This is a genomic window from Mesorhizobium sp. Ca11 (genome assembly GCF_020165275.1).
Taxonomy (GTDB): Bacteria; Pseudomonadota; Alphaproteobacteria; order Rhizobiales; family Rhizobiaceae; genus Mesorhizobium.
In genome coordinates this window covers 1-23,194 of sequence record NZ_JAIUHU010000030.1, presented here as the reverse complement: position 1 = coordinate 23,194, position 23,194 = coordinate 1, and the positions used below count along the sequence as shown (strand labels likewise).

General features: G+C 64.0%; 21 protein-coding genes. 9 read left to right on the top strand and 12 right to left on the bottom strand.

The annotated features are described in order from the left end of the window. Positions 1 to 85: 85 nt before the first annotated feature. The 7 genes from LB538_RS28675 to puuE form a co-directional block, all read right to left on the bottom strand. Positions 86 to 2,071: a CocE/NonD family hydrolase gene (locus tag LB538_RS28675; RefSeq protein ID WP_224532596.1), complete on the bottom strand. Its 1,986-nt coding sequence runs from the start codon at positions 2,069 to 2,071 to the stop codon at positions 86 to 88. A 79-nt stretch (positions 2,072 to 2,150) separates the two neighbouring features. Further along, positions 2,151 to 2,564 carry a type II toxin-antitoxin system MqsA family antitoxin gene (locus tag LB538_RS28670; RefSeq protein WP_224532597.1) on the bottom strand — a complete coding sequence of 138 codons (414 nt, stop codon included), beginning with the start codon at positions 2,562 to 2,564 and terminating at the stop codon, positions 2,151 to 2,153. Positions 2,565 to 2,566: 2 nt separating this feature from the next. Next, the gene (locus LB538_RS28665) at positions 2,567 to 2,872 is read right to left on the bottom strand and encodes a type II toxin-antitoxin system MqsR family toxin (protein WP_224532598.1); all 306 of its coding nucleotides are present in this window, start codon (positions 2,870 to 2,872) and stop codon (positions 2,567 to 2,569) included. 48 nt (positions 2,873 to 2,920) lie between these two features. Then, positions 2,921 to 3,514, bottom strand: coding sequence for a nucleoside deaminase (locus tag LB538_RS28660; RefSeq protein ID WP_224532599.1), 594 nt, complete (start codon positions 3,512 to 3,514; stop codon positions 2,921 to 2,923). Between the two features lie 15 nt (positions 3,515 to 3,529). After that, positions 3,530 to 4,021, bottom strand: coding sequence for an ureidoglycolate lyase (locus LB538_RS28655; RefSeq protein WP_224532600.1), 492 nt, complete (start codon positions 4,019 to 4,021; stop codon positions 3,530 to 3,532). After that, the gene (locus LB538_RS28650) at positions 4,018 to 4,878 is read right to left on the bottom strand and encodes a bifunctional allantoicase/(S)-ureidoglycine aminohydrolase (RefSeq protein ID WP_224532601.1); all 861 of its coding nucleotides are present in this window, start codon (positions 4,876 to 4,878) and stop codon (positions 4,018 to 4,020) included. Before LB538_RS28650 ends, LB538_RS28655 begins: the two co-directional genes overlap by 4 nt. A 98-nt stretch (positions 4,879 to 4,976) precedes the next feature. Next, a complete protein-coding gene (puuE, locus tag LB538_RS28645; RefSeq protein ID WP_224532602.1) occupies positions 4,977 to 6,401 on the bottom strand; it encodes an allantoinase PuuE in 1,425 nt (474 codons plus the stop codon). A gap of 169 nt (positions 6,402 to 6,570) precedes the next feature. Here puuE and uraH point away from each other — a divergent pair, with 169 nt between their 5' ends. The 4 genes from uraH to xdhC are packed head-to-tail and all read left to right on the top strand — an operon-like array spanning position 6,571 to position 11,743. After that, the gene (gene uraH / locus LB538_RS28640) at positions 6,571 to 6,945 is read left to right on the top strand and encodes a hydroxyisourate hydrolase (RefSeq protein ID WP_224532603.1); all 375 of its coding nucleotides are present in this window, start codon (positions 6,571 to 6,573) and stop codon (positions 6,943 to 6,945) included. A 3-nt stretch (positions 6,946 to 6,948) separates the two neighbouring features. Next, positions 6,949 to 8,424, top strand: coding sequence for a xanthine dehydrogenase small subunit (xdhA, locus tag LB538_RS28635; RefSeq protein WP_224532604.1), 1,476 nt, complete (start codon positions 6,949 to 6,951; stop codon positions 8,422 to 8,424). Beyond that, on the top strand, positions 8,424 to 10,787 hold the full coding sequence (gene xdhB, locus LB538_RS28630; RefSeq protein WP_224532605.1) for a xanthine dehydrogenase molybdopterin binding subunit: 2,364 nt from the start codon (positions 8,424 to 8,426) through the stop codon (positions 10,785 to 10,787). The genes xdhA and xdhB overlap by 1 nt, the downstream gene beginning before the upstream one ends. A gap of 53 nt (positions 10,788 to 10,840) precedes the next feature. Continuing rightward, complete coding sequence (gene xdhC, locus LB538_RS28625; RefSeq protein ID WP_224532606.1) at positions 10,841 to 11,743, top strand: xanthine dehydrogenase accessory protein XdhC; 903 nt, start codon at positions 10,841 to 10,843, stop codon at positions 11,741 to 11,743. A gap of 37 nt (positions 11,744 to 11,780) precedes the next feature. Here the strand turns inward: xdhC and dps are convergent, their stop codons facing one another. Then, entirely contained in the window at positions 11,781 to 12,269 is a 489-nt protein-coding gene (dps, locus tag LB538_RS28620; protein WP_140628686.1) for a DNA starvation/stationary phase protection protein Dps, read from the bottom strand. A gap of 225 nt (positions 12,270 to 12,494) precedes the next feature. Between dps and LB538_RS28615 the strand changes: the two genes are divergently transcribed. Next, on the top strand, positions 12,495 to 13,325 hold the full coding sequence (locus LB538_RS28615) for a PhzF family phenazine biosynthesis protein (RefSeq protein WP_224532607.1): 831 nt from the start codon (positions 12,495 to 12,497) through the stop codon (positions 13,323 to 13,325). An 88-nt stretch (positions 13,326 to 13,413) separates the two neighbouring features. On the opposite strand, the gene LB538_RS28610 is transcribed toward LB538_RS28615, so the two are convergent. Next, positions 13,414 to 14,334, bottom strand: a complete 921-nt coding sequence (locus tag LB538_RS28610) for a LysR family transcriptional regulator (protein ID WP_224532608.1) — start codon at positions 14,332 to 14,334, stop codon at positions 13,414 to 13,416. Positions 14,335 to 14,610: 276 nt separating this feature from the next. Between LB538_RS28610 and LB538_RS28605 the strand changes: the two genes are divergently transcribed. From LB538_RS28605 to LB538_RS28590, 4 genes are all read left to right on the top strand, one after another. Further along, positions 14,611 to 15,837, top strand: coding sequence for a urate hydroxylase PuuD (locus LB538_RS28605; protein WP_224532609.1), 1,227 nt, complete (start codon positions 14,611 to 14,613; stop codon positions 15,835 to 15,837). A gap of 2 nt (positions 15,838 to 15,839) precedes the next feature. Continuing rightward, positions 15,840 to 17,156 (top strand): guanine deaminase, encoded by a 1,317-nt coding sequence (guaD, locus tag LB538_RS28600; RefSeq protein WP_224532610.1) that lies wholly within the window; start codon positions 15,840 to 15,842, stop codon positions 17,154 to 17,156. 305 nt (positions 17,157 to 17,461) lie between these two features. Continuing rightward, a complete protein-coding gene (locus tag LB538_RS28595; RefSeq protein WP_224532611.1) occupies positions 17,462 to 17,965 on the top strand; it encodes a heme-degrading domain-containing protein in 504 nt (167 codons plus the stop codon). Further along, the gene (locus tag LB538_RS28590) at positions 17,962 to 19,221 is read left to right on the top strand and encodes a glycerate kinase (protein WP_224532612.1); all 1,260 of its coding nucleotides are present in this window, start codon (positions 17,962 to 17,964) and stop codon (positions 19,219 to 19,221) included. The genes LB538_RS28595 and LB538_RS28590 overlap by 4 nt, the downstream gene beginning before the upstream one ends. Positions 19,222 to 19,488: 267 nt before the next feature. Here the strand turns inward: LB538_RS28590 and LB538_RS28585 are convergent, their stop codons facing one another. From LB538_RS28585 to LB538_RS28575, 3 genes are read right to left on the bottom strand one after another with little or no spacing between them, the layout of a single operon-like run. Then, the gene (locus LB538_RS28585; RefSeq protein WP_224532613.1) at positions 19,489 to 20,262 is read right to left on the bottom strand and encodes a UdgX family uracil-DNA binding protein; all 774 of its coding nucleotides are present in this window, start codon (positions 20,260 to 20,262) and stop codon (positions 19,489 to 19,491) included. 48 nt (positions 20,263 to 20,310) lie between these two features. Beyond that, positions 20,311 to 21,717, bottom strand: coding sequence for a glutamine synthetase family protein (locus LB538_RS28580; protein WP_224532614.1), 1,407 nt, complete (start codon positions 21,715 to 21,717; stop codon positions 20,311 to 20,313). 11 nt (positions 21,718 to 21,728) lie between these two features. Beyond that, positions 21,729 to 23,105 carry an aspartate aminotransferase family protein gene (locus LB538_RS28575; RefSeq protein ID WP_224532615.1) on the bottom strand — a complete coding sequence of 459 codons (1,377 nt, stop codon included), beginning with the start codon at positions 23,103 to 23,105 and terminating at the stop codon, positions 21,729 to 21,731. Positions 23,106 to 23,194: the final 89 nt, after the last annotated feature.

Genomic DNA, 23,194 nt, shown 5'->3' with positions numbered 1-23,194 from the left:
CCGTAAGGGAAAGCGGCAGGCAAGACCGAATGCGACATACGGTGGCGTAAATCGCACGTCGCATTTGGACCAATCTTGTTCCGGCTCAAACCATGGAGCGGGGAATCGTCTGCTCGAAGTCGCGTTCGAAGACCAGCTTTTCGCCCTCATAGGCTTCGATTCTGGCGCTGACGATGAAGTTTGCGGCGTCCGATCGCATCTCGGCAAAAGTCTCGGTCCGCACCGACCATTCATTGCGCGACAAGGTCTGCGTCCAATGCGTGGCTCCTGTGGCCGACAGCGGGTCGTCGGGATGGATCGTCCATATCTCGCGCACGACGCTGCCATTGGCCAGCCCATGGTCGATGTCGCGCACCTCGCCGAAATCGTCGGTTATGGAAAGCCTAACCAGCCCGGTCTTCTCGTCGCGATCGACATGGCGTTCGGAATTCGCCTGCCTGATCGTCTCGGTCGCCCACGGCGTCGCGCCTTCCGGCTCAGGGAACGAAACCTCATCCCTTCTTGCCAGCGGACGCAGCGGCAGCCTCAGCGTCGCCGTCGAGAGATCAAGCCGTACCGGTTCCGGCGAGGGCCAGATCATCGGCCAGTAAGCGGTCGAAACGGCGATGCGCAATTTGTGGCCGGCCGGCACACGATATGCGCATTGGTCGAGCACGACGCGCGCCGAAACCGTCTCTCCGGGAACCAACGGTTCGGGAAATTCATGCGAGTTGCGGTGGGTCAGATTGAGCACGCCATAGGAGATCAGCTCCGAGGCGCCGTCCGGATGCACGTCGCAGAGCCGCACCGCGATATTGGCCTGGGGCCGATCGGAAGCGACCCGGACCTCGAGCTCCGGCGCCCCGACAATGTCGATCGCTTCGCCGAGCTCGGGTTGGTCGAAACAAACCGACAGCGCGTCATCGGGGCGTTGGTCGCCCGGCAGTTCCGGCCCGAAGGTGAAGGGAAAATATTCGCCGCCGGCAAGTCCGCAGGTCTGTGGCGACGCGGCGATCGCGGGCTTGGCGCCGTCGGGGATGAGCTCGATCGTCTCAAGCTTGATGTTGGCCGACGGCCAGGTCTGCTCGGCCACCCAGCGGCCCGGCCGCTCGGGATGCCAGCGCGCCGGGCGCACGCTGTCCATCACATAGGCGCGATAGGCCGGATCGGCCTCGACGCCGGTTTCAGCGCCCTTCAGCCAGCGGTCCCACCAGCGGAGCGCTTCCTGCAGGAAGCCGATCGCCGGCTTGGGCCCGGCGTAATGCGGGTATTTGTGGATCCAGGGACCGACGATGCCTTTGACCGGCGACTGGATGTTGGTGACGAGATTGGAGATCGTGTTGCGGTAGCCGTCATGCCAGCCACCGATCGACAGCACGGCCGCTTTCACCGCCGAAAAATCCTCGCAGATCGAGCCGCGTTTCCAATAGGCGTCGCGATGCTGGTGGCCGAGCCAGAGCGGCAGAAGGAAAGGCTGGTTTTCCAGCCGGCTAAGCCACAAATCCCGCCAGCGGTTGCCGCCGGCAATCGCCGGATCCGGAGGCCGCGACGAATAGGACAGCATCGTCGAGGCCCAGCCGAAATTTTCCAAGAGCAGGCAGCCGCCTTTGTAGTGGATGTCGTCGGCATAGCGGTCGACCGTCGAGCACAGGCTGATCACCGCCTTCAGCGCCGGCGGCTGCTTCGCCGCCACCTGCAGGCAGTTGAAGCCGCCCCAGGAAATGCCCATCATGCCGACATTGCCGTTGCACCAGGGCTGCGCGGCCGCCCAGGCGATGACGTCGCAGGCGTCCTGCAATTCCTGCTCGGAATATTCGTCGTCCATCAGCCCTTCGGAATCACCATTGCCGCGCATGTCGACGCGGATCGAGGCGTAGCCGTGGCCGGCGAAATAGGGATGGGTGAGCTGATCGCGAAAGATGGTGCCGTCGCGCTTGCGGTAGGGCAGGTGCTCGAGGATCGCCGGCACCGGATCGTCAGTCGCGTCCTCCGGCATCCAGACGCGCGCCGACAGCCGGCAGCCATCCGGCATGACGATGCCCATATCGGGAAATTCGACGACTTTGCGGGGGAATTCGGTGACGGTTTTCATGGGGCGCATAACGCTACGCAGCGTGGCGAGTTTCAATCGCCAATCGCGACTGGAGCATCAAAAAATGCGACCTGGGTCGTTAGCGCAATTCATCCACCAATTCGGGGTGCTTTTCCAGCAACGTCATCAGCTGAATGGTCGGGCCGCTCGGCTCGATGAGGCCTCTTTCATATTTGTCGAAGGCATTCTCGCCGACCTTGAACAGAGACCCGGCTTCACGCTGCGATAGCCTTAGTTTGGTGCGCATACGCCGGATTGTGGCCGGGGCAGGAACACCATCCGTCTTCTCCTTGAGAAGGCGGAGCGCCGCATCGACAGCAATCATGTCATCCCCGATATGCACGCTCTCACCATCCGAAGCTGGATAATAGCCGGGCAGGTCGACCGTCATGCTCTCGCCCTTGTAGGTCACGGCGAATGGACGAACCCCGCGCGTCAGCGTCTCTCCTGTTTCCGGGGAGGTCATCGTTTCAGGCCTCTCTTTTTTTGCCATGGCTATTTCTCCTTGAATGCCACAACCGTGAATTCAGTCACGACATCCGCCTGAAATTTCACATAGAGGATCAGGTCGCGCGCTGGGACATGGTAAACATCTTGCCAGACCCGATGATCCGCGAACGTTGTCATCGATTTTACGAACATCTTTGGTGTCATGGTGCCAATCACCTCGACGACACTCGTGCGATCGAAGCCGAGACCAATGGCATCGCGCAGCGCTGATATCGTGATTGCCAGCGTATCGGCAGACCCAAACGTCGTCTTGATCGCATCAAGATCGTAAGTCGGTCTGCGCTTCTCCATACTTCAATATGCCACCATAAAGGTGGCAAATCAAGATTCGAAAATTGCTCAGTTCAGCGGAATGTCGTTGTCGGCCTTGCTTGCCTGATAGGCCTCCGACAGCTCGTCATAGCGCGCCGAAATCCTGCCGATCCGAGCCTCCAGCCGCTTGCGTTCAGCCTCGGGCAAAGCCCTGACCAGCCTGCGTATGGAAAAGCTCTTCCAATAGGCGTTCTCGGCATTGTAGCCGCCCGGATCCAGGGTGAAGACCTCTTTCAGGATTTTCAGATCATGCGGGATGGCAAAACTGTCGCGCGAATCCTCGTGGCTGAAGAGATAGTAGAAATTGTCGAAACCGGTCCAGGTGATCGCCGACAGGCAGAGCGAGCAGGGCTCGTGCGTGGCGACGAACAGCGCATCCTTGGTGTCGACGCGCTCGGCCTTGGGCATTTCGTAGAAGCGCTTCAGGCAGTGCACCTCGCCATGCCAGAGCGGATTTTCCATCTCGTTGTTGGTCTCGGCCAGCACCAGCGAACGGTCGTCTTTCCGCAGGATCGCGGCGCCGAACAGCTTGTTGCCATGGGCGACGCCTTGCGCCGTCTTCGGCACGATGTCGTGCTCGATCACATCGAGCAGGCGGTCGATCAGCGAAATGTCGGTCATGGGAATCGCGAGCTTTCAGGGAAGGTGGATCTCGTAAGGATGCGAGAAATAAAATTCCTCAAGATTGGAGCCGTCGCCGCCCCGGTCGACGATGAGGAAATCCTGTTCCTCGCCGATCGGCGTCAGCACGCCGTGCCAGAGGTTCCGGCGGTAGTTGATGCCTTGTCCGGGGCCGGCGAGAAAGGCATGCGGCTCACCCGGGCCGTCCTCGGTGTCATGGCAGACGACCACCAGGAACGGCCGCGGCGACAGCGGGATGAAGGCCTGGCTGCCGAGCGGATGGCGCTCGACCATGGTGAGCTTCAGCGGCATCTCATAGGGCGTGCCGCGCACCATCGAGATCAGCACGCGCGCGTTCGGGCCTGCGGCTTCCGCGGTGGCGAGGTCGTGATAGCGCATCGCCTTGCCAGCATTGATCGGGTAGCGGTTATCGCCGCCCATGTCGATGACGTCGCCGAAGGGCGCGAAGGTCTCGCGGGTCAGCGGTCGGGCGACGATGCGGCTCACCGCGCCTTGCCCCCAAGATAGCCACCAAGCCTGGCGTGCCGGTTGACGTCCTTGTAGAGCAGGTAGCGGAAATTGCCGGGGCCGCCGGCATAGCAGGCCTGCGGACAGAAGGCGCGCAGCCACATGAAATCGCCCGCTTCGACCTCGACCCAGTCCTGGTTGAGGCGGTAGACCGCCTTGCCTTCCAGCACGTAGAGCCCGTGCTCCATGACGTGGGTTTCGGCGAAGGGGATGACCGCGCCCGGCTTCAGCGTCACGATGGTGACATGCATGTCGTGGCGCATGTCGGCCGGGTCGACAAAGCGGGTCGTTGCCCAGCGCCCTTCCGTGCCCGGCATCGGGCTCGGCGCCACGTCCTGGTCGCTCGAGAAGAAGGCTTCCGGCGCGTCGAGGCCTTCGACCGCCTCATAGGCCTTGCGAATCCAGTGGAAGCGAACGGCGCTGCCGCTCTCGTTGCGCACCGTCCAGCCGCTCGACGGCGGCAGGAAGGCAAAGCCGCCGGGGGCAAGTACATGTTTTTTGCCGGCAAGCGAAACGGTGACCTCGCCCTCGACGACGAACAGCACACCCTCGGCGCCAGCGTCGAGTTCGGGCCGATCGCTGCCGCCCCCGGGCAGAACTTCGACGATGTATTGCGAGAATGTCTCGGCGAAGCCCGAGAGCGGCCTTGCGATGATCCAGGCCCGCGTCTCGTCCCAGAACGGCAGTGGGCTGGTGACGATGTCCTGCATCACGCCCCTGGGGATGACCGCATAGGCCTCGGTGAAGACGGCGCGGCCGGTCAGAAGCTCGTTCTGGCCGGGATGGCCGCCATGCGGGGCGTAATAGGTTCGCTCGGCAGTCTTGATCATATCCATCGGTCCTGGCCCTCAGAGCAATTCCAGGAAAAGTATGAAGCGGTTAGGTCGGCGGCTTCGCCGTGGCCTTCCATACGGAATTGCGTGAAAAACAAACATTAGAGTGGGAGCATGTCTTTCAGGCGAAGCAGCGCGATGCGTTCGACCTGTTTGCAGGCGGTTTCGAGCTCGGTGCCGCGGCTGTTGCCGATCCGCGCCTCGAACTCCGCCAGGATTTCGTCCTTGGTCTTGCCCTTGACCGCGATGATGAAAGGGAAGCCGAAGGTGGTGACATAGGCGGCGTTGAGTTTCGAGAACAGCTCGCGCTCCTTGTCGGTCAACGCGTCGAGCCCGGCGGAGGCCTGCTCCTTGGCCGATTCCGGCGTCAGCCGCTTGGCCGCCGCCAGCTTGCCGGCGAGGTCCGGATGGGCGTTGAGGACGGAAAGCCGTTCGACCTCGCTCGCCGCGCGGAAGACGCGGCAGAGCGCATTGTGCAGGCCGCCCGCGCTGTCATGCGCGGGCCCGAGTTCCAGTTCGTAGGCGCGCTCGGCGATCCAGGGCGAATGCTCGAACACGCCGCCGAAGGCATGCACGAATTCCTCGAACCCCATCCGCGACGGCCGCAGCGCCGGTGCCTTGTAGGGGTGCGTATCGCGCCAGTGTTTGGCGATGTCGATGCGCCGTGTCAGCCACACCTTGTCATGCGATTTCACATAGTCGACGAAGCGCTTCAGCGCCGCGACCCGTCCGGGACGGCCGACCAGCCGGCAATGCAGGCCGATATTCATCATGCGCGGCCTGCCCGCCTTGCCCTCGGCATAGAGCGTATCGAAACTGTCCTTCAGATAGGCGAAGAACTGGTCGCCGGAGTTGAAGCCCTGCGGCGTCGCGAAGCGCATGTCGTTGGCGTCGAGCGTGTAGGGGATGATGAGCTGCGGCTTCTCCAGCCCGTCGCGGTCGAACCAGTAGGGCAGCTCGTCGTCATAAGTATCGGAGACGTAGTCGAAGCCGCCTTCCTCGGCGACGAGCCGCACCGTGTTCACCGAAGTGCGGCCGGTGTACCAGCCGGTCGGCCGCGCGCCGGTCACCTCGTAGTGCAGCTTGATCGTCTCTTCGAGATCGCGCCGCTCGTCCTCGGCCGAGTGGTCGCGATAGTCGATCCATTTCAGCCCGTGCGAGGCGATTTCCCAGCCGGCCTCCTGCATCGCCGCGACCTGGTCGGGCGAGCGCGCCAGCGCCGTGGCGACGCCATAGCAAGTCACCGGCACTTGCGCTTCGGTGAACAGCCGGTGGAGCCGCCAGAAGCCGGCCCGCGCGCCGTATTCATAGATCGATTCCATGTTCCAGTGGCGCTGGCCGACCCAGGGCGCCGCGCCGACGATCTCCGACAGGAAGGCTTCCGAAGCCTTGTCGCCATGCAGAACGCAGTTCTCGCCGCCCTCTTCATAGTTGACGACGAACTGCACTGCGACATGCGCGCCGCCGGGCCATTTCGGATCCGGCGGATTTGCCCCGTAACCGCGCATGTCCCGATCGTAACGCATTGCCGCTCCTGCCCGATGGTCGAGATGAAGATATCGAAAGGAGTGCGCATGCATTCCCCCGAAAATTTTTGAAAGTGCTTTTTGCCACGCTCCGCTCGACCGGGGCTTATGCATAGCCTTTAATTGGCGCACAATTGACCTGAAACTGAACCGGGATGGGAGGCGGCCAGTGGCAGAGACCTCGAAAGCCGATGGCGGGCGCCTGACGACCCATGTGCTCGACACCGCGGCCGGCCGGCCAGCAAAGGGCCTGTCGATCGGCCTTTTTCGCATCGAGGGCCAGGGCCGCACGCACCTCAAGACCGTCGCCACCAACGATGACGGGCGCTGCGACGCGCCGCTGCTTGCCGGCGCCGATTTCCGCACCGGCGAATATGAGCTGGTCTTCGCCGCCGGCGACTATCTGCGCGGCCAGGGGATCGACCTGCCGCAACCTGCTTTCCTCGACATCGTGCCGATCCGCTTCGGCATGGCGGAAGCACGGCACTACCACGTCCCGCTCTTGATTTCGCCTTACGGCTACTCGACCTATCGGGGGAGCTGAGACATGGCTGAGACCCGCAACGAAATACGCTTCATCCTGAACGGCAGCGACGTGGCGCTGAAAGACGTCGCCCCCGATGCGACCTTGCTCGACTGGCTGCGGCTCAACCGCTCGCTGCGCGGCACCAAGGAAGGCTGCGCCGAGGGCGATTGCGGCGCCTGCACGGTGCTGGTCGGCAAGCTCTCCACCGAAGGTCTCGTCTATGAAAGCGTCAATGCCTGCATCCGCTTCGTGGGCTCGCTCGACGGCACCCATGTCGTCACCGTGGAGCATCTGCGCGGCGAGCCGGGCAAGTTGCATCCCGTGCAGCAGGCGATGGTCGATTTCCACGGCTCGCAATGCGGCTTCTGCACGCCGGGCTTCATTATGTCGCTCTACGGGCTGTGGATGAAGACGCCCGACCCGTCCAACGCGGCGATCGAAAAGGCGCTGCAGGGCAATCTCTGCCGCTGCACCGGCTATGAGGCGATCATGCGCGCCGCGCACGCCATTTCGAGCTACGGCAAGGCGGCTAAGGATCCGCTGGCCGTGGAGCGCGACGACATCACCGCGCGGCTGAAGGTACTGCGCGATGGCGCCAGGGTCGAGATCGGGTCGGGCAAGGCGCGGCTGATCGTGCCGGCCAGTGTCGACGATTTCGCGGCCTTCCTCGAGAAGGAACCGGGCGCCACCATCGTCGCCGGCTCGACCGATGTCGGCCTGTGGGTCACCAAGCATATGCGCGACATCTCGCCGGCAATCTTCATCGGCGGCCTCGACGGCTTGCGTACGACCTCGGAAAAAGACGGCGTCATCACCATCAGCGCCGGCGTGACCTACACCGAAGCCTTCGAGACGCTGTCGAAGCGCATCCCGGCATTGGGACCGCTGGTCGACCGCATCGGCGGCGAACAGGTGCGCAACATGGGCACCATCGGCGGCAACATCGCCAACGGCTCGCCGATCGGCGATATGCCGCCGCCATTGATCGCGCTCGGCGCGCAGCTCACGCTGCGCAAGGGCGAGGCCCGCCGCACCATACCGCTCGAAACCTTCTTCATCGCCTATGGCAAGCAGGACCGTCAGCCTGGCGAATTCGTCGAATCCGTGCATGTGCCGGTGCCGGCAAAGGACACGAAGTTTGCCGTCTATAAGGTCACCAAGCGTCGCGACGAGGATATCACTGCGACGCTCGGGGCATTCTACCTGACCTTGGCCAAGGATGGCGCGGTAGCCGACATCCGCATCGCCTATGGCGGCATGGCGGCGACGCCGAAGCGCGCCGCGGCAGTCGAAAAGGCGCTTATTGGCAAAACCTGGAGTGAAGCGACGGTAGAGGCCGCGATGGCGCAATACGCCAGCGACTTCACGCCGCTGACCGACATGCGCGCGACCGCCGAATACCGGGCGCTGGCGGCAAAGAACCTTCTGCTGCGCTTCTATATCGAGACGACCGGAACGAAAGCGCCGTTCCAGGTCTCGCGCAACGAGGCCGCCTGATGAACAAGCACGCCACTCCCAATCTCAAGGCGGAAAAGATCGCAGGCGGTGTCGCCACCGACCAGCGGCACGATTCCGCGCACAAGCATGTCAGCGGCGCCGCCGTCTATATCGACGACATGCCGGAGCCTGCCGGCACGCTGCATATTGGCCTCGGCCTGTCGAAGATCGCGCACGGCACGCTGAAAAGCGTCGACCTGTCGGCCGTGCGTTCGGCGCCGGGCGTGGTCGATGTGCTGACCTATGCCGACGTGCCCGGCGAGAACGATGTTTCGCCGAGCAACATGCATGACGATCCGGTGCTCGCCGAGGGCAAGATTGAGTTTTACGGCCAGCCGATCTTCGCCGTGGTTGCCGAGACGCGTGAGGAAGCGCGCCGCGCGGCGCGTCTCGCAAAAATCGAATATGACGAGCTTTCGGCCGTCATCGACATCTGGAACCTCGACCCGGTCAACGACAAGCAGGTCACCACGCCGTTGATCCTGAAGCGCGGCGATGCCGCCGCGGCGATTGCCGCCGCTCCGCGCCGCATCAAGAACCGCATGTGGCTCGGCGGCCAGGATCATTTCTATCTCGAAGGCCAGGTCTCGCTGGCGATCCCCGGCGAGGACGACGAGGTCATCGTCTATTGCTCGACGCAGGGCCCGAGCGAGACGCAGCATCTGGTCGCCCATGCGCTCGGCGTGCCGAGCCATGCGGTGACAGTCGAAGTGCGCCGCATGGGCGGCGGCTTCGGCGGCAAGGAGACGCAGGCCAATCAGTACGCGGCCATCACGGCGATCGCCGCCAAGAAGCTGAAGCGCGCGGTGAAGATCCGGCTCGACCGCGACGAGGACATGACCGCCACCGGCAAGCGGCATGACTTCGCCATCGACTATGAGGTCGGCTTCGACGACGAGGGTAATATCCTGGGCGTCGACTTCACCTATGCGTTGCGCTGCGGGTTCTCCGCCGACCTCTCCGGTCCGGTCGGCGACCGCGCGCTGTTCCACTGCGACAACGCCTATTTCTATCCTGCGGTGCATGCGAAATCGGCGCCGCTCTACACCAATACCGTCTCCAACACCGCCTTTCGCGGCTTCGGCGGCCCACAGGGCATGGTCGGCGCGGAGCGCGTCATCGACGAGGTTGCCTTCGCCGTCGGCAAGGACTCGCTCGAGATCCGCAAGCTGAATTTCTACGATCCGATGGAGGCGATCGGCGAGCGCAGCGTCACGCCATACCATCAAAAGGTCGAGGACTGCATCATCCAGCGCATCGTGGCCGAGCTGGAGGCAAGCGCCAACTATGCGCGGCGACGCCGCGAGATCAGCGCCTTCAACAACAACAGCCGCTTCATCAAGCGCGGACTGGCGCTGACTCCGGTGAAGTTCGGCATCTCGTTCACCAAGACGGAGGCGAACCAGGCCGGCGCGCTGGTGCATGTCTATGCCGACGGCTCCGTCCATATGAACCATGGCGGCACCGAGATGGGCCAGGGCCTGCACCTCAAGGTGGCGCAGGTCGTGGCCGAGGAGTTCCAGATCGATCTCGACCGGGTCAAGATCACCGCCACCACCACCGCCAAGGTGCCGAACACCTCGCCGACGGCCGCGTCGTCCGGCGCCGACCTCAACGGCATGGCGGCGCAGGACGCCGCTCGCCAGATCCGCAAGCGGCTGACCGATTTCGCCGCCGACAAGTATCAGGTGCCGCACGACCAGGTCGTGTTCCTGCCCAACCGGGTGCGCATCGGCAACCAGGAAGTGGCCTTCAACGATCTGGTCAAGCAGGCCTATATCAATCGCATCCAGCTCTCGGCGGCCGGTTTCTACAAGACGCCGAAGATCCATTGGGACCGCAGCAAGGGCCGCGGCCATGCCTTCTACTATTACGCCTATGGCGCGGCCTGCTCGGAAGTCTCGGTCGACACGCTGACCGGCGAATATGTCGTCGAGCGCACCGATATCCTGCATGACGCCGGCCGTTCGCTGAACCGGGCTATCGACCTCGGCCAGGTCGAGGGCGGCTTCATCCAGGGCATGGGCTGGCTGACGACGGAGGAGCTGTGGTGGGACGACAGCGGCCGGCTGCGCACGCATGCGCCGTCGACCTACAAGATCCCGCTCGCGTCCGACCGTCCGAAAATCTTCAACGTCAAGCTGACCGACTGGTCCTCGGCCTATGAGCCGACCATCCACCGCTCCAAGGCTGTAGGCGAGCCGCCGCTGCCGCACGGCATGTCGGTGCTGCATGCGCTGTCGGACGCCGTCGCGAGCGTTGCCGGTCACAAGATCTGTCCACGTCTCGATGCTCCGGCGACGCCGGAACGGGTGCTGATGGCGATCGAGAGGTTGAAACGGGAAGCCGCGAAGCCGGCTTAAAACGTGCAATTCGGGCCGAAAAACCCTATATTTCCCAAGTGGAAATGCAGACGATGAACTCGAAGGCGCAACAGCTGAAGGAATTCCTCGGCCGGGTCGGCCGGGCTGCATTGGTGGAGGTGGCGGCGACGAAGGGTTCGACGCCGCGCGAAGCCGGTGCCTTCATGCTTGTCTCGGCATCGTCGATTTTCGACACCATCGGCGGCGGTCAGCTCGAATATATGGCGATCGACAAGGCGCGGCAGGTATTGAATGCAGGGCAGCGGTCGCGATCTCCGGCCGGTGAAGCCCGTATCGAGGTCGATGAGATCTGCGCAACGCTGGACGTTCCGCTCGGGCCGGAAATCGGCCAATGCTGCGGCGGCCGCGTCGAGGTGTCGATCCGCCTCGTCGATGCTTCGCTGGAGCAGCAGCTGATCGCCAACGCTGAATCGGAAGAGGCGCGTCTGCCGCATGTCTATCTGTTCGGCGGCGGCCATGTCGGTCAGGCATTGGCAGCTTCGCTGGCGCTGCTGCCGATCCATGTCTTCGTCGTCGAGACCCGCGCCGAGGCGCTGGAAGGCATGCCGGAAACGGTGGAGACGCGGCTGGCATCGTTGCCCGAAGCCGTGGTGCGCGAGGCGCCGGCCGGATCGGCCTTCGCTATCCTGACCCATGATCATGCGCTGGATTTCCTGATCGTCGCCGAGGCGCTGAAGCGCGACGACAGCGCCTATGTCGGCATGATCGGCTCGAAGACCAAGAAGGCGACCTTCAGGAACTGGTTCCTGAAATCCGCCGAGGGCAGCGAAGCGCAGTTCGCCCGGCTCGTTTCGCCGATCGGCGGCAATGCGGTGAAGGACAAGCGCCCATCGGTGATTGCCGCGCTCGCCGCCGCCGAGATCATGACGGCGCTGGTGTCGCACGGCGCCCAGCCGGCTGCTTCGGCCGCGCCCGAAAAGACGATGGCGGGCTAACCTGCCGGCCATGTTGTGAAAGCCGGGAAGCGCCTGGCTATTCTTTTTCCTGCGTGTGCGCCTCGAGGAACCACAGCAATTTGTCGAGCGAGCGCGAATAGGCGGTGAAGATGTCCGCCGTATCGCGATCGCCGGCGTCGTCGGCCTCGTCGATTGCTTCGCGGGTCAGCTTGGCGGCCGTGGCATAGCGGTCGATCAACGCCGCCAGATGATCCTTGGTCTTGTGGATGTCGGTCGGATAAGGCCTCAGCTTGGTCGCCTTCGACACTTCCTGCGAGGTGCCGTGCGCGGTGCCGCCGAGCTGCACGGCGCGCTCGGCGATGATGTCGACATGGCCGTCGATCTCCTCGCGGAATTCGTCCAGCATCTCGTGGATGGCGATGAATTGCGGGCCCTTGACGTTCCAATGCGCCTGCTTGGTGATCAGCGCCAGGTCGATGGCGTCGGCAAGCCTGGCGTTGAGCAGATCGATCGATTCCTTCTTGGCATCGGATTTGAGGTCGTTCTTGGTGACGATGGCGTCCATGGTCGGCTCCTGTCCCGCTGCGTCGCATGATGAAAGCTGAAGGCGGCCCGAACGACCGCCAATCGTCAGAACGGCGATGACCGGAATTTCGTTCCGCGTTGGATCGAGGAGCACCATTCCCGATTGCAGGTGTGACTGGCGCTCACCGCTGCTTGCTGCTTTCCTCATTTCCCAAAGTGGCGCGAAACGTGTTTGTTGCGCCTCACGGATAACGGGGTCAGGAACATGGACATATTGAAGATCGCCGCATTTTCGGACGGGAACACCGGCGGCAATCCCGCCGGCGTGGTGATTGGCGAGACGCTGCCCGACGTCGCCGACATGCAGCGTGTCGCGGCGGAAGTCGGCTTCTCGGAAACCGCCTTCGCTGCGCCCGAGGGCGACGTCTGGCGCGTGCGCTATTTTTCGCCGGAGTCGGAAGTGCCGTTCTGCGGCCATGCCACGATCGCGCTCGGCGCGGCGCTGGTCGGAAAGTTCGGCGACGGCATCTTCAGGCTGACCCTCAACCAGGCGGACATCACCGTCGAAGGCTTTCGCGATGGCGCCAATTTTGCCGCCGCCCTGCAGTCGCCACCGACGCGCAGCAAGGCCGCATCGTCGGAACTGGTCGGCGAAGCGCTCGCCTTGCTTGGCTATGAGCCGGCCGATCTCGACCCCGCCATTCCGCCGGCGCTCATCCATGGCGGCGCCGATCATCTCGTGCTGGCGCTGAAGTCGCGCCAGGCGTTGGCGGCCATGGCCTATGACTTGAAGCAAGGCCAGTCCTTCATGCGGCGGGAAGGCCTGGTCACCATCCTCCTCGCCCATGCCGAGGCGCCGCGCCTCTTTCACACGCGCAACCCCTTCGCGTCCGGCGGCGTCTACGAGGATCCGGCGACGGGCGCCGCGACCGCTGCCTTTGCCGGCTACCTGCGCGATCTCGGCTGGCCGCATGGCGGCGCCATCGACATCGTCCAGGGCGAAGACATGGGCATGCGCTCGCGGCTCCATGCCGATATTCCGCCGGCGCCGGGCAGCTCGATCAGGGTTTCCGGCACGGCCAGGCTAATGGACTGATCCGAAGCAATTCCAGGAAAATGCGCCGCAGTTAGGTTCGGCGCCTTTCGCCGTAGCCTTCCGTCCGGAATGGCGACGCCACCGGCCGTTACTTCCCGGCCAGGAGGTCCTTGATCAGCCGCTGGCAGCGCTCGGCCATGAAGTCGAGCAGCAGCCGCACCTTCGGATCCTGCAGCTTCTTGTGCGGATAGACGGCGGCGAACTGCACCGGCGTCGGCGGCGCCTGGGGCAGGATCACCTTCAGCCGCCGGTCGCGGATGAACGGCTCGACCTCGAAACGCGGCTTGTTGATGATGCCGCGCCCCGATAGTGCCCAGCCGGTCAGAACGTCGCCGTCGTCGGTGTCATAGGGACCGTGCACCTCGAATTTCTGCGGTCCGTTCGGCGTCTGCAGCGTCCAGACATATTCGCGCGCGCCGGCATAGCGCAGCATCAGGCAGTCGTGCTTTTTACCGATCAGCTCCTGCGCCTCGGTCGGCTCGCCGCGCGCTTCCAGGTATTTCGGCGCCGCCACCAGCACGCGCTCGCATTCCATGATGCCGCGCATCCTGAGGCTCGAATCCTCGATGATGCCGAGCCGGAAGGCGACGTCGATGCCTTCCTTCATAATATCGACATTATGGTCGGAGAGCCGAAGCCTCACCTCGATATCGGGATATTTGTCGTGGAAGTCCGGAATGCCTGACGCGATCAGCCTCCGGCCGAGGCCGAGCGGCGCCGTAACCCTGATAGTCCCGCGCGGCTGGCCGGAGAGCGCCGCGACCGCCGCTTCCGCCTCGGTGATCGCCTCCAGCACCTGCTTGGCGCCGGTGTAGAACACCGTGCCATGCTCGGTCGGCATCAACTGTCTTGTCGTACGGTTGAACAGCCGCACCCCAAGATGTTTCTCCAGTTCCTTGATGCGGTTGGAGGCGACCGCCGGCGAAATGCGCATGTCGCGCCCCGCCGCCGAAAGATTGCCGAGCTCGACGACACGAACGAAGACAGCGATGTTGTCGAGATAGGCCATGTGTGGCTCTCAAGCGGCTGCGCGAAGGTGTGTGGAGATTCAGCTGATGCCGGCCTGCAAACGCCGGGTTCCTGCGCTTCCGGTGCTCACGTACTTCAACTACGCTCCGCTCCGGTTCTCGAAACTCGCCGTTTTCGGCTCGGCCTGACCTGAATCCTCACACACCTTAGGCAACCCTAGTATTTTCCATTTTTTTTTGAAAGTCATCGCGCACCTCGCCTCTTTTCGTTTGCGCGCCAGACCGTAAAGTCGCTCTCATCGGCAGGGACGAGTGCAATGATGGATTTCGCGATTTTCTGGGACTGGCTGAGCTTCGCGGTCCGCTGGCTGCACGTCATCACCGGCATCGCCTGGATCGGCTCGTCCTTCTATTTCGTCGCGCTCGACCTCGGCCTGCGCCAGCGGCCCGGCCTGCCCGCCGGAGCCTTCGGTGAGGAGTGGCAGGTGCATGGCGGCGGCTTCTACCACATCCAGAAATATCTGGTGGCGCCCGCCGAGATGCCGGAGCACCTCACCTGGTTCAAATGGGAATCCTACGCCACCTGGCTGTCGGGCTTCGCCATGCTCTGCGTGGTCTATTACGCCGGGGCCGATCTCTTCCTGATCGATCCCAACGTGCTCAACATCTCGGTGCCGGTCGGCATCCTCTTGTCGCTGGCCACCATCGGCGTCGGCTGGATCGTCTACGACCTGCTCTGCCGCTCGCCGCTGGGCAAAAGCGACACCGGGCTGATGCTGGTGCTCTATTGCGTGCTGGTGTTCATCGCCTGGGGGCTGACGCATCTTTTCACCGGCCGCGCCGCTTTCCTGCATCTTGGCGCCATCACCGCCACCATCATGTCGGCCAATGTCTTCATGGTCATCATCCCCAACCAGAAGATCGTCGTCGCCGACCTGATCGCCGGCCGCAAGCCGGACCCGAAATACGGCAAGATCGCCAAGCAGCGCTCGCTGCACAACAACTATCTGACCTTGCCGGTCCTGTTCCTGATGCTGTCGAACCACTACCCGCTGGCCTTCGGCACTGAGTTCAACTGGGTCATCGCTTCGCTGGTCTTCATCATCGGCGTTTTGATCCGGCACTATTTCAACACCGTGCATGCAAGGAAGGGCAACCCGACCTGGACCTGGCTGGGCGCTGCCGTGCTGTTCATGATCATCATCTGGCTGTCGACCGTGCCGAAGGTGCTGACCGGCGAGCCAAAGATCTCCGCCGCATCCGCCGCCGCGCAGGTCTACATCGCCTCGGCGCATTTCCCGGCCGTGCGCGACACCGTGCTTGGCCGCTGCTCCATGTGCCATACGGAGGAGCCGGTCTATGAAGGCATCTACCATGCGCCGAAAGGCGTGCTGCTCGACACTGATGAGCGCATCGCCGAGCATGCGCGCGAGATCTACATCCAGGCTGGCCGGGCGCATGCCATGCCGCCCGCCAACGTCACCCAGATAACCGACCAGGAAAGGGCCCTTCTGGTCGCCTGGTTCGAAGGCGCCGGAAAGTAAGCATGACAGCGAAAATTCTGCGCGGCCGCACGCTCTCCTTCCTGCGCTGGCCCGAAGCGATCGACGACCATTCCGCCTGGCGCTACGAGGAGGATGGCGGTCTGCTGATCGAGAACGGCAGGATCGTCGCCGCCGGCTCCTATGCGGAGGTCTTGAAGAAGGCGGCTGCCGGTGTCGAGACGATCGACCATCGTCCGCATCTCATCTTGCCCGGCTTCATCGACGCGCATGTGCATGTGCCGCAGATGCAGATCATCGCCTCCTACGGCGCCGAGCTGCTCGACTGGCTGAACAAATACACCTTTCCCGAAGAGTCGAAATTCCAGAACGCGCAGCATGGCCGCCGCATCGCCAGGGTCTTCCTCGACGAGATGCTGCGCCAGGGCACGACGACCATCGTCGCCTATTGCTCGGTGCACAAGTGTTCAGCCGAGGCTTTCTTTGCCGAGTCGCACGAGCGCAATATGCTCAACATCGCTGGCAAGGTGATGATGGACCGCAACGCCCCGGACGGCGTGCTCGACACGCCGCAGACCGGCTATGACGATACGAAGGCGCTGATCGCCGAATGGCACGGCAAGGGCCGCCAGCTCTATGCCATCACGCCGCGCTTCGCCATCACCTCTACGCCCGAGCAGATGGAAATGGCCGGCGTGCTATGCCGCGAGCATCCCGATCTCCACATGCAGACGCATCTGTCGGAAAACCACGCCGAGATCGCCTTCACCCAGGAGCTCTATCCCTGGTCGCGCGACTACACCGACGTCTATGAACATTACGGCCTGCTCGGCAAGAAGAGCCTGTTCGGCCACTGCATCCACCTGTCGGAGCGCGAGGCGGACGCGCTGTCACGGTCGGGTTCGGTCGCGGTGTTTTGTCCGACCTCCAATCTCTTCCTCGGCTCCGGCCTGTTCGATTATCAGCGTTACCGCCGGCGCGGGAAGCCGCTCAGGATAGCCGCGGCCACGGATGTCGGCGGCGGCACCAACTATTCGATGCTGCGCACCATGGATGAGGGCTACAAGGTGATCGCGCTGAACGGCGAGAAGCTGAACCCCTTCCAGTCCTTCTGGCAGCTGACGCGCGGCAATGCCGAGGCGCTGTCCGTGGCCGACAAGGTCGGCACGCTGGAAGAAGGCACGGACGCCGACATCGTCGTGCTCGACGCCCATGCGACGCCGGGCATGCGGCTCAGGATGGAGACCGTGGAGACGCTGGCGGAAGAGCTCTTCCTGCTGCAGACGCTGGGCGACGATCGTGCCGTGCGCGAGGTCTATGTGGCAGGCCGGCCGGCGAAGAGCGCGATTGTGGCGGGATAAGTCCCGACAATGGGGTAGATCTTCGAGTAGGGCAAGATGATGGCTGCGCCTGGTTGCCAAGTGGTTCCCCCACTCCGTCGCCGCTTCGCGGCGCCACCTCTCCCCCCTCCGGAGGGAGAGGAAAGGGGCCAACTGGAAAGGCGCCAGCTTGAATCGCTTCGCGCCTTTCCTCTCCCCCGTCGATCGGGGGAGAGGTGTCGAGCGAAGCTCGACGGAGTGGGGGTCGACCCTGGCGCGTCCGCGACGGATGCTTGACCAGACAGAGCTTGTCGTACAAACGACGGTGGGATTTCGGAGAAAGAGACATGGCCATCGCCGACGACATCGCTCTGATCAAGAAACAGGAAGCCACGCTGGTCTTTCCGGCCTTCGATGAGGCTGTCGCCTTCAAGATCGGCTCCGCCATCAGGGACCGGGCGCTGAAGGAAGATCTTCCGATCATCGTCGACATCAGGACTTTCGATCGGCCGCTCTTCTATGCGGCCATGCCGGGTTCCAACGCGTCAAATCCCGATTGGGCGCGGCGCAAGATCAATGTCGTGAAGCGCTATCTCAGAAGTACCTATCGCCTGGTGCTTGAGCAGCAGCGCCCGGACCGCACTTTCAAGGTCGGCGAAGCGCTCGACATTGCCGATTATGTGCTCGCCGGCGGCGGCTTTCCGCTCACGGTGAAAGGCGCCGGCGTCATCGGCGTCATCGCCGTCTCGGGCCTGCCCGAACGCGAGGATCATGGCGTTGTGGTCGACGCGCTTTGCGCGCATCTTGGCATCGATGCGAGCGCGCTCGCGCTGCCGCCGGAAGAAAAATGACCGACCCGAAAAGCTTTCTCACCTCGATCTTCGACGCCGCCGTCGCCGCCGCCGATCCGGAAAAGACGATCCGCAATCATTTGCCGGCGAAGCCGAAAGGCCGCACCATCGTCATAGGCGCTGGCAAGGGCTCGGCGCAGATGGCGGCCGCCTTCGAGAAGGTCTGGGACGGACCGATCGACGGCTTGGTTGTCACCCGCTACGGCTATGGCGCCAGATGCGAGCGCATCGAGATCATCGAGGCGGCGCACCCGGTGCCGGATGCCGCTGGCCTCGAGGCGTCGCGCCGCTTGCTGGAGAAGGTGCGGGGCCTGACCGCTGACGACCTTGTGGTGGCGCTGATTTCCGGCGGCGGTTCGGCATTGCTGCCGTCGCCGGCCCCCGGGCTGACGCTTGCCGATGAGATCGCCGTCAATGAAGCGCTGCTTGCCTCCGGCGCGCCGATCGCGGCGATGAACACCATCCGCAAGCATGTCTCGACCATCAAAGGCGGACGCCTGGCCGCCGCCGCTCATCCGGCCCGGGTCGTATCCCTGGTCGTGTCCGATATCCCGGGCGACAATCCGGCGCTGGTCGCATCGGGACCGACCGTTCCCGACACCGGCAGCCGCGCGGATGCGCTGGCCTCGATCGCCGCCTATGGCATGAAGCTGCCGGGCTCCGTCATGGCCCATATCCAGTCTCCGGCCGCCGATGCGCCGCGCCCCGACGATCCGCGCTTCGGCGGCAATGAAGTGCACCTGACCGCCTCGGCCGGCGTCTCTCTGGAAGCCGCAGCCGCCGAAGCGAAGCGGCAAGGCATCGACGCCGTCATCCTTTCGGACGCGATCGAAGGCGAGGCGCGTGAGGTCGGCGGCGTCCATGCCGCGATCGCGCGCGAGGTGGCGACGCGCAATCGCCCCTTCGCCAAGCCGGTGCTGATCCTGTCTGGCGGCGAGACGACCGTGACGTTGCGGGCAAAGGGCAAGGGCGGCCGCAATTCCGAATTCCTGCTCGCCTTTGCCATCGGCATCGACGGCGTGAACGGCATCGATGCCTTGGCCGCCGACACCGACGGCATCGACGGCTCGGAGAACAATGCCGGCGCCTTCGCCAACGGCTCGACCGTGGCGCGCATGCGCGCGGCAGGCGTCGACGCCAAGGCGATGCTCGCCGGCAACAATGCCTGGACGGCGTTCAATGCGGTCGGAGATTTGTTCGTCCCCGGGCCGACCGGCACGAATGTGAATGATCTGAGGGCGATTCTGGTTAGGTAGCGCGATAAGCGCTGACGTCGTCATTCCAGGGCGAAGCAGGAGCGAAGCTCCGTCGCGAAGACCCTGGAATCCATTCCGTGACCTGAGCCGTAGGATGCAGCGCACCGTTGCGGCGCTCGTATGTCACGGAATGGATCCTCGGGTCTGCGCGCGTCGCTTCGCTCCTTGCTCCGCCCGTGGATGACGAAGCGACGAGCGTTTCGGCCAATCTCCTAAGTCGCAGGATACGTGCGTCTACGCGAGGTTTGTTCGGGCGACCTAAATTGATCACGCCCCCATCAGCCCCTTCACCTTCCGCATATCCTGCAAAAACCGGTCCCGCTCCGCCTCCTTGTCCTCATGATCGCGGATGCGCAGGATGAAGGAGGGGTGGATGGTCACAAACACGCGCAAGCCATCCTCGCGCTCGATCACATCGCCGCGCATCTTGGTGATCGGCACGGCCTTGCCGAGCAGCGACTGCGCCGCCGTCGCGCCGAGCGCCACCACGAGGTTCGGCTTGACGAGGTCGAGCTCCTTGTCCAACCACCAGCGGCAGGCCTGGATTTCGCCGGCATTGGGCTTCGAATGGATGCGCCGCTTGCCGCGCGGCTCGAATTTGAAGTGTTTGACCGCATTGGTCACATAGACCTTGCGGCGGTCGATTTCGGCGTCGTCCAGGATGCTGTCGAATATTCTGCCGGCCGGGCCGACAAATGGTTTGCCGGCCAGATCCTCCTGATCGCCTGGCTGTTCGCCGACGAAGACCACGTCCGCACTTTCCGGTCCTTCGCCGAACACGGTCTGCGTTGCGTCATGCCAAAGCGGGCAGCGTCGGCAGCCCTTCGCCTCTTCGCGCAACTCCGCAATATCTTCGGCTTCAGGCGCCACCACATCGGCCGGCTCGGGCGTCGGCCAATGCTTGGCCTTCACCTTGGCATGGCGCGGTACTGGGGTGGTTGGCATCCGGTCGATCATCTCTGACGCGGCTCTGTCTGCTCCTGCTGTCAAATCTGGAATGAGCGAGGCCGCGGGAAGGTTCCGCCAATATTTCTTCGGCATCTCCTGCCGTCGGCAAAACGTGATCGCCGGGCCTGTCAGGCCCTGTGCTCAAACCTCATGCAAATAGAGATGATAGTCCAACTCGCTGACGGTGCGTGCAACGCGCAGATATTCCGCCTGCTTGATCGCCACGAAGGTTCGGTGCAGGTCGGGGCCGAGCGCCGACTTCAGGAAATCGGAGCCTCTGGCCGCCTCGATTGCGGCGCGCCAGTCGGCCGGCATGCTCGACTTTTCCGTTGCCTGCTCATAGCCGTTCCCGGTCGTCTCGAGGCCAGGGTCAAGACCCTCGTCCAGGCCCTTGACGATGCCGGCCAGCACCGTTGCGGCGACAAGGTACGGATTCGCGTCGACGCCCGACGGCCGGTGCTCGATGCGGCGGTTCCTGGCGTCGCCCGCCGGCACGCGCAGCGCCACCGAGCGGTTGTTGACGCCCCAACTGGGCGCCACGGGGGCATAGGATTGCGAGACGAAGCGGCGCCATGAATTGGCGTGCGGCGCAAACACCAGCATGGATTCCGCCATGGTGTGGATGAGGCCGCCAAGCGCGTTGAGCAGGCTTAGCGACCATTTCTCGCCGGCTGCCTCGGTGAAGACGTTGCGGCCGCCATCGTCCTGCAGCGAGACATGGAAATGCATGCCCGATCCGGCATAGGCCTCGATGGGTTTGGCCATGAAGCAGGCGGTGACGCCGTGCCGCCGCGCCTGCGCCCGCACCAGCCGCTTCAGCATGACGAGATCGTCGGCCGCCCTCATCACGTCCTTGCGGTAGTTGAGCGTCAGTTCGTACTGGCCGGGCGCGTATTCGGAAATCACCGTCTCGGCTGGAATGCCTTGCGCCCTCGCGGCTGCGTAGATGTCGGAAAATAGTGGCTCCATGCCATGCAGATGGTCGACCGAATAGACTTCGGTCTTGGCCGAGCGGCGGCCGTCGAGCACCGCGCGGGCAGGCTGAACCTTGCCATCCGCGTCGCGCTCATTGGACAGCAGGAAAAACTCAAGCTCGAAGGCGCCCGCCGGATGCAGTCCGCGCGCCGCCAGCAATTCCACCTGCCTTGCCAGCACCAGCCGCGGGTCAGAGGTCATCGGCTGGCCGTCGAGGTGGTGCATCGACATCAGCACCTGGCCGCGCGGCGGGTTGGTGCCGAAGAGCGGGACCAGCGTGCCGGGGATCGGCCATGCCCTGAGATCGCCGTCGCCGGTATCCCACACCAGTCCGGTTTCGTGCACATCCTCGCCGGTGATGTCGAGGCCGAGGATCGAGATCGGCAGATGCCGGCCGTTCTCGAAAATGCCCATCAGCTCGTGCCGGCGCACGATCTTGCCGCGGCCGATGCCGTTGGCGTCGGTGAGCACGATGTCGAACGCCTCGATCTCGGGATGCGCGTCGAGAAACGCCTTCGCCTCGGCGGGAGTCGAGCCGGAAGGAGAGGTGGTAGCGGCGTTCAGATTGTCCATCGCCGCTTTTCTCACGCCGCAAGCTTGCCCGCAACCGCGGCGAAGGCGGCGATCAGTCGGCTCACTTGCGCCGAAGTCGTTGCCGGTGAGATCAGCATCATGTTGTGGAACGGCGCGATCAGCACGCCGCGATTGACCAGCGCGACATGGATGGCGGCTTCGAGTTCCGGCGCATGCGCCTTCTCGGCCTCGCCGCCGTTTTGCAGCGGTCCGGGCGCACAGATGAACTCGACGCGGGCGCCGACCCGCGCGACATGCCAGGGCAGCTTGCTTCGCTGAATGACGGCGGAGAGCCCCGCATCGAGGCGGCGCGCCAGCCGGTCCATATGGGCGTAGGCTGCCTCCGTCATCACCTCTTCCAGCGTGGCGCGCATCGCCGCGAATTGCAGCGGGTTCGCCGACAGCGTCGTGCCCATGCCGGAATAGCCGGGCTCCTTGGTCTGGTTGTAGGCGCCATAGCGCGTGGCGACCTCCTCGCTCATGCCCCAGATGCTCGCCGGCACGCCGCCGGCCACCGGCTTGCCGAGCACGAACAGGTCCGGCTCCAGCCCGTGCTTGCGCGTATAGCCGCCCGGGCCGGTCGAAATCGTGTGCGTCTCGTCGATCAGCAGCAGCGTGCCGGCCGCGCGGGTCAGGCGCCGCAGCGCGTCGTGGAAGCCGGGTTGCGGCAGCACCATGCAGGAATTGGTCAGCACCGGCTCGGTGATGACGCAGGCGACGTCACGGTCGGCAAGTGCTGCTTCCAAGGCTGCAACATCGTTGAATTCGACAATCTTCGTGGCTCGCGTCAGGTCGCGAAACTCGCCGGCCAGCCCAGGCCGGTTGACCGGTTTGCCGTCGATCAGCCGCACCATCGTCTCGTCGACCGAGCCATGATAGCAGCCGTTGAAGACCAGGATCTTCTCGCGCCCGGTCACCGCGCGGGCGACGCGCAGCGCAAAGCGGTTGGCGTCGGTGGCGGTGGTGGCGATCTGCCAGTAGGGCAGGCCGAAGCGCTGCTGAAGCAGTGGGCCGATCGCCAGCGCATCCTCGCTTGGCAGCATATAAGTCAGACCCCGAGCGGCCTGCCGGCGGATGGCGCGGGCGACCGCCGGCGGCGAATGGCCGAGCATCGAGCCGGTGTCGCCGAGGCAGAAATCGTCGAGCCTATTGCCGTCGATGTCGGTGATGGTAGCGCCCTTGGCGCCGTCGACCAGGATCGGGAACGGCGTCGGCCAGTCGCTCATCCAATGCATCGGCACCCCGCCGAGGAAACCGGCAATGCCGTTGCCGAGCTTCGCCTCGGATTTCGGCCGCGCCTTGCGGAAGGCGGCCGCCTCCGTCTCGCGCAATTCGGCGATGCGGGCGACGTCGATGCCGCCGATTGAAGTCCGGTCGATTGAATGCATGAAGTCCCCCTCAGGCAGTAGGCAGTAGGCAGTAGGCAGTAGGCAGTAGGCAGTAGGCAGTAGGCAGTAGGCAGTAGGCAGTAGGCAGT

Coding starts and splice junctions, on each gene's coding strand:
- puuE (WP_224532602.1), bottom strand. CDS start 6,401: ATGCGTTACGATCGGGACATGCGCGGTTACGGGGCAAATCCGCCGGAT.
- LB538_RS28665 (WP_224532598.1), bottom strand. CDS start 2,872: ATGGAGAAGCGCAGACCGACTTACGATCTTGATGCGATCAAGACGACG.
- LB538_RS28675 (WP_224532596.1), bottom strand. CDS start 2,071: ATGAAAACCGTCACCGAATTCCCCCGCAAAGTCGTCGAATTTCCCGAT.
- xdhC (WP_224532606.1), top strand. CDS start 10,841: ATGAACTCGAAGGCGCAACAGCTGAAGGAATTCCTCGGCCGGGTCGGC.
- dps (WP_140628686.1), bottom strand. CDS start 12,269: ATGGACGCCATCGTCACCAAGAACGACCTCAAATCCGATGCCAAGAAG.
- LB538_RS28660 (WP_224532599.1), bottom strand. CDS start 3,514: ATGACCGACATTTCGCTGATCGACCGCCTGCTCGATGTGATCGAGCAC.
- xdhB (WP_224532605.1), top strand. CDS start 8,424: ATGAACAAGCACGCCACTCCCAATCTCAAGGCGGAAAAGATCGCAGGC.
- LB538_RS28670 (WP_224532597.1), bottom strand. CDS start 2,564: ATGGCAAAAAAAGAGAGGCCTGAAACGATGACCTCCCCGGAAACAGGA.
- LB538_RS28615 (WP_224532607.1), top strand. CDS start 12,495: ATGGACATATTGAAGATCGCCGCATTTTCGGACGGGAACACCGGCGGC.
- LB538_RS28605 (WP_224532609.1), top strand. CDS start 14,611: ATGATGGATTTCGCGATTTTCTGGGACTGGCTGAGCTTCGCGGTCCGC.
- LB538_RS28650 (WP_224532601.1), bottom strand. CDS start 4,878: ATGGATATGATCAAGACTGCCGAGCGAACCTATTACGCCCCGCATGGC.
- LB538_RS28575 (WP_224532615.1), bottom strand. CDS start 23,105: ATGCATTCAATCGACCGGACTTCAATCGGCGGCATCGACGTCGCCCGC.
- LB538_RS28585 (WP_224532613.1), bottom strand. CDS start 20,262: ATGCCGAAGAAATATTGGCGGAACCTTCCCGCGGCCTCGCTCATTCCA.
- xdhA (WP_224532604.1), top strand. CDS start 6,949: ATGGCTGAGACCCGCAACGAAATACGCTTCATCCTGAACGGCAGCGAC.
- LB538_RS28580 (WP_224532614.1), bottom strand. CDS start 21,717: ATGGACAATCTGAACGCCGCTACCACCTCTCCTTCCGGCTCGACTCCC.
- guaD (WP_224532610.1), top strand. CDS start 15,840: ATGACAGCGAAAATTCTGCGCGGCCGCACGCTCTCCTTCCTGCGCTGG.
- LB538_RS28610 (WP_224532608.1), bottom strand. CDS start 14,334: ATGGCCTATCTCGACAACATCGCTGTCTTCGTTCGTGTCGTCGAGCTC.
- LB538_RS28595 (WP_224532611.1), top strand. CDS start 17,462: ATGGCCATCGCCGACGACATCGCTCTGATCAAGAAACAGGAAGCCACG.
- LB538_RS28590 (WP_224532612.1), top strand. CDS start 17,962: ATGACCGACCCGAAAAGCTTTCTCACCTCGATCTTCGACGCCGCCGTC.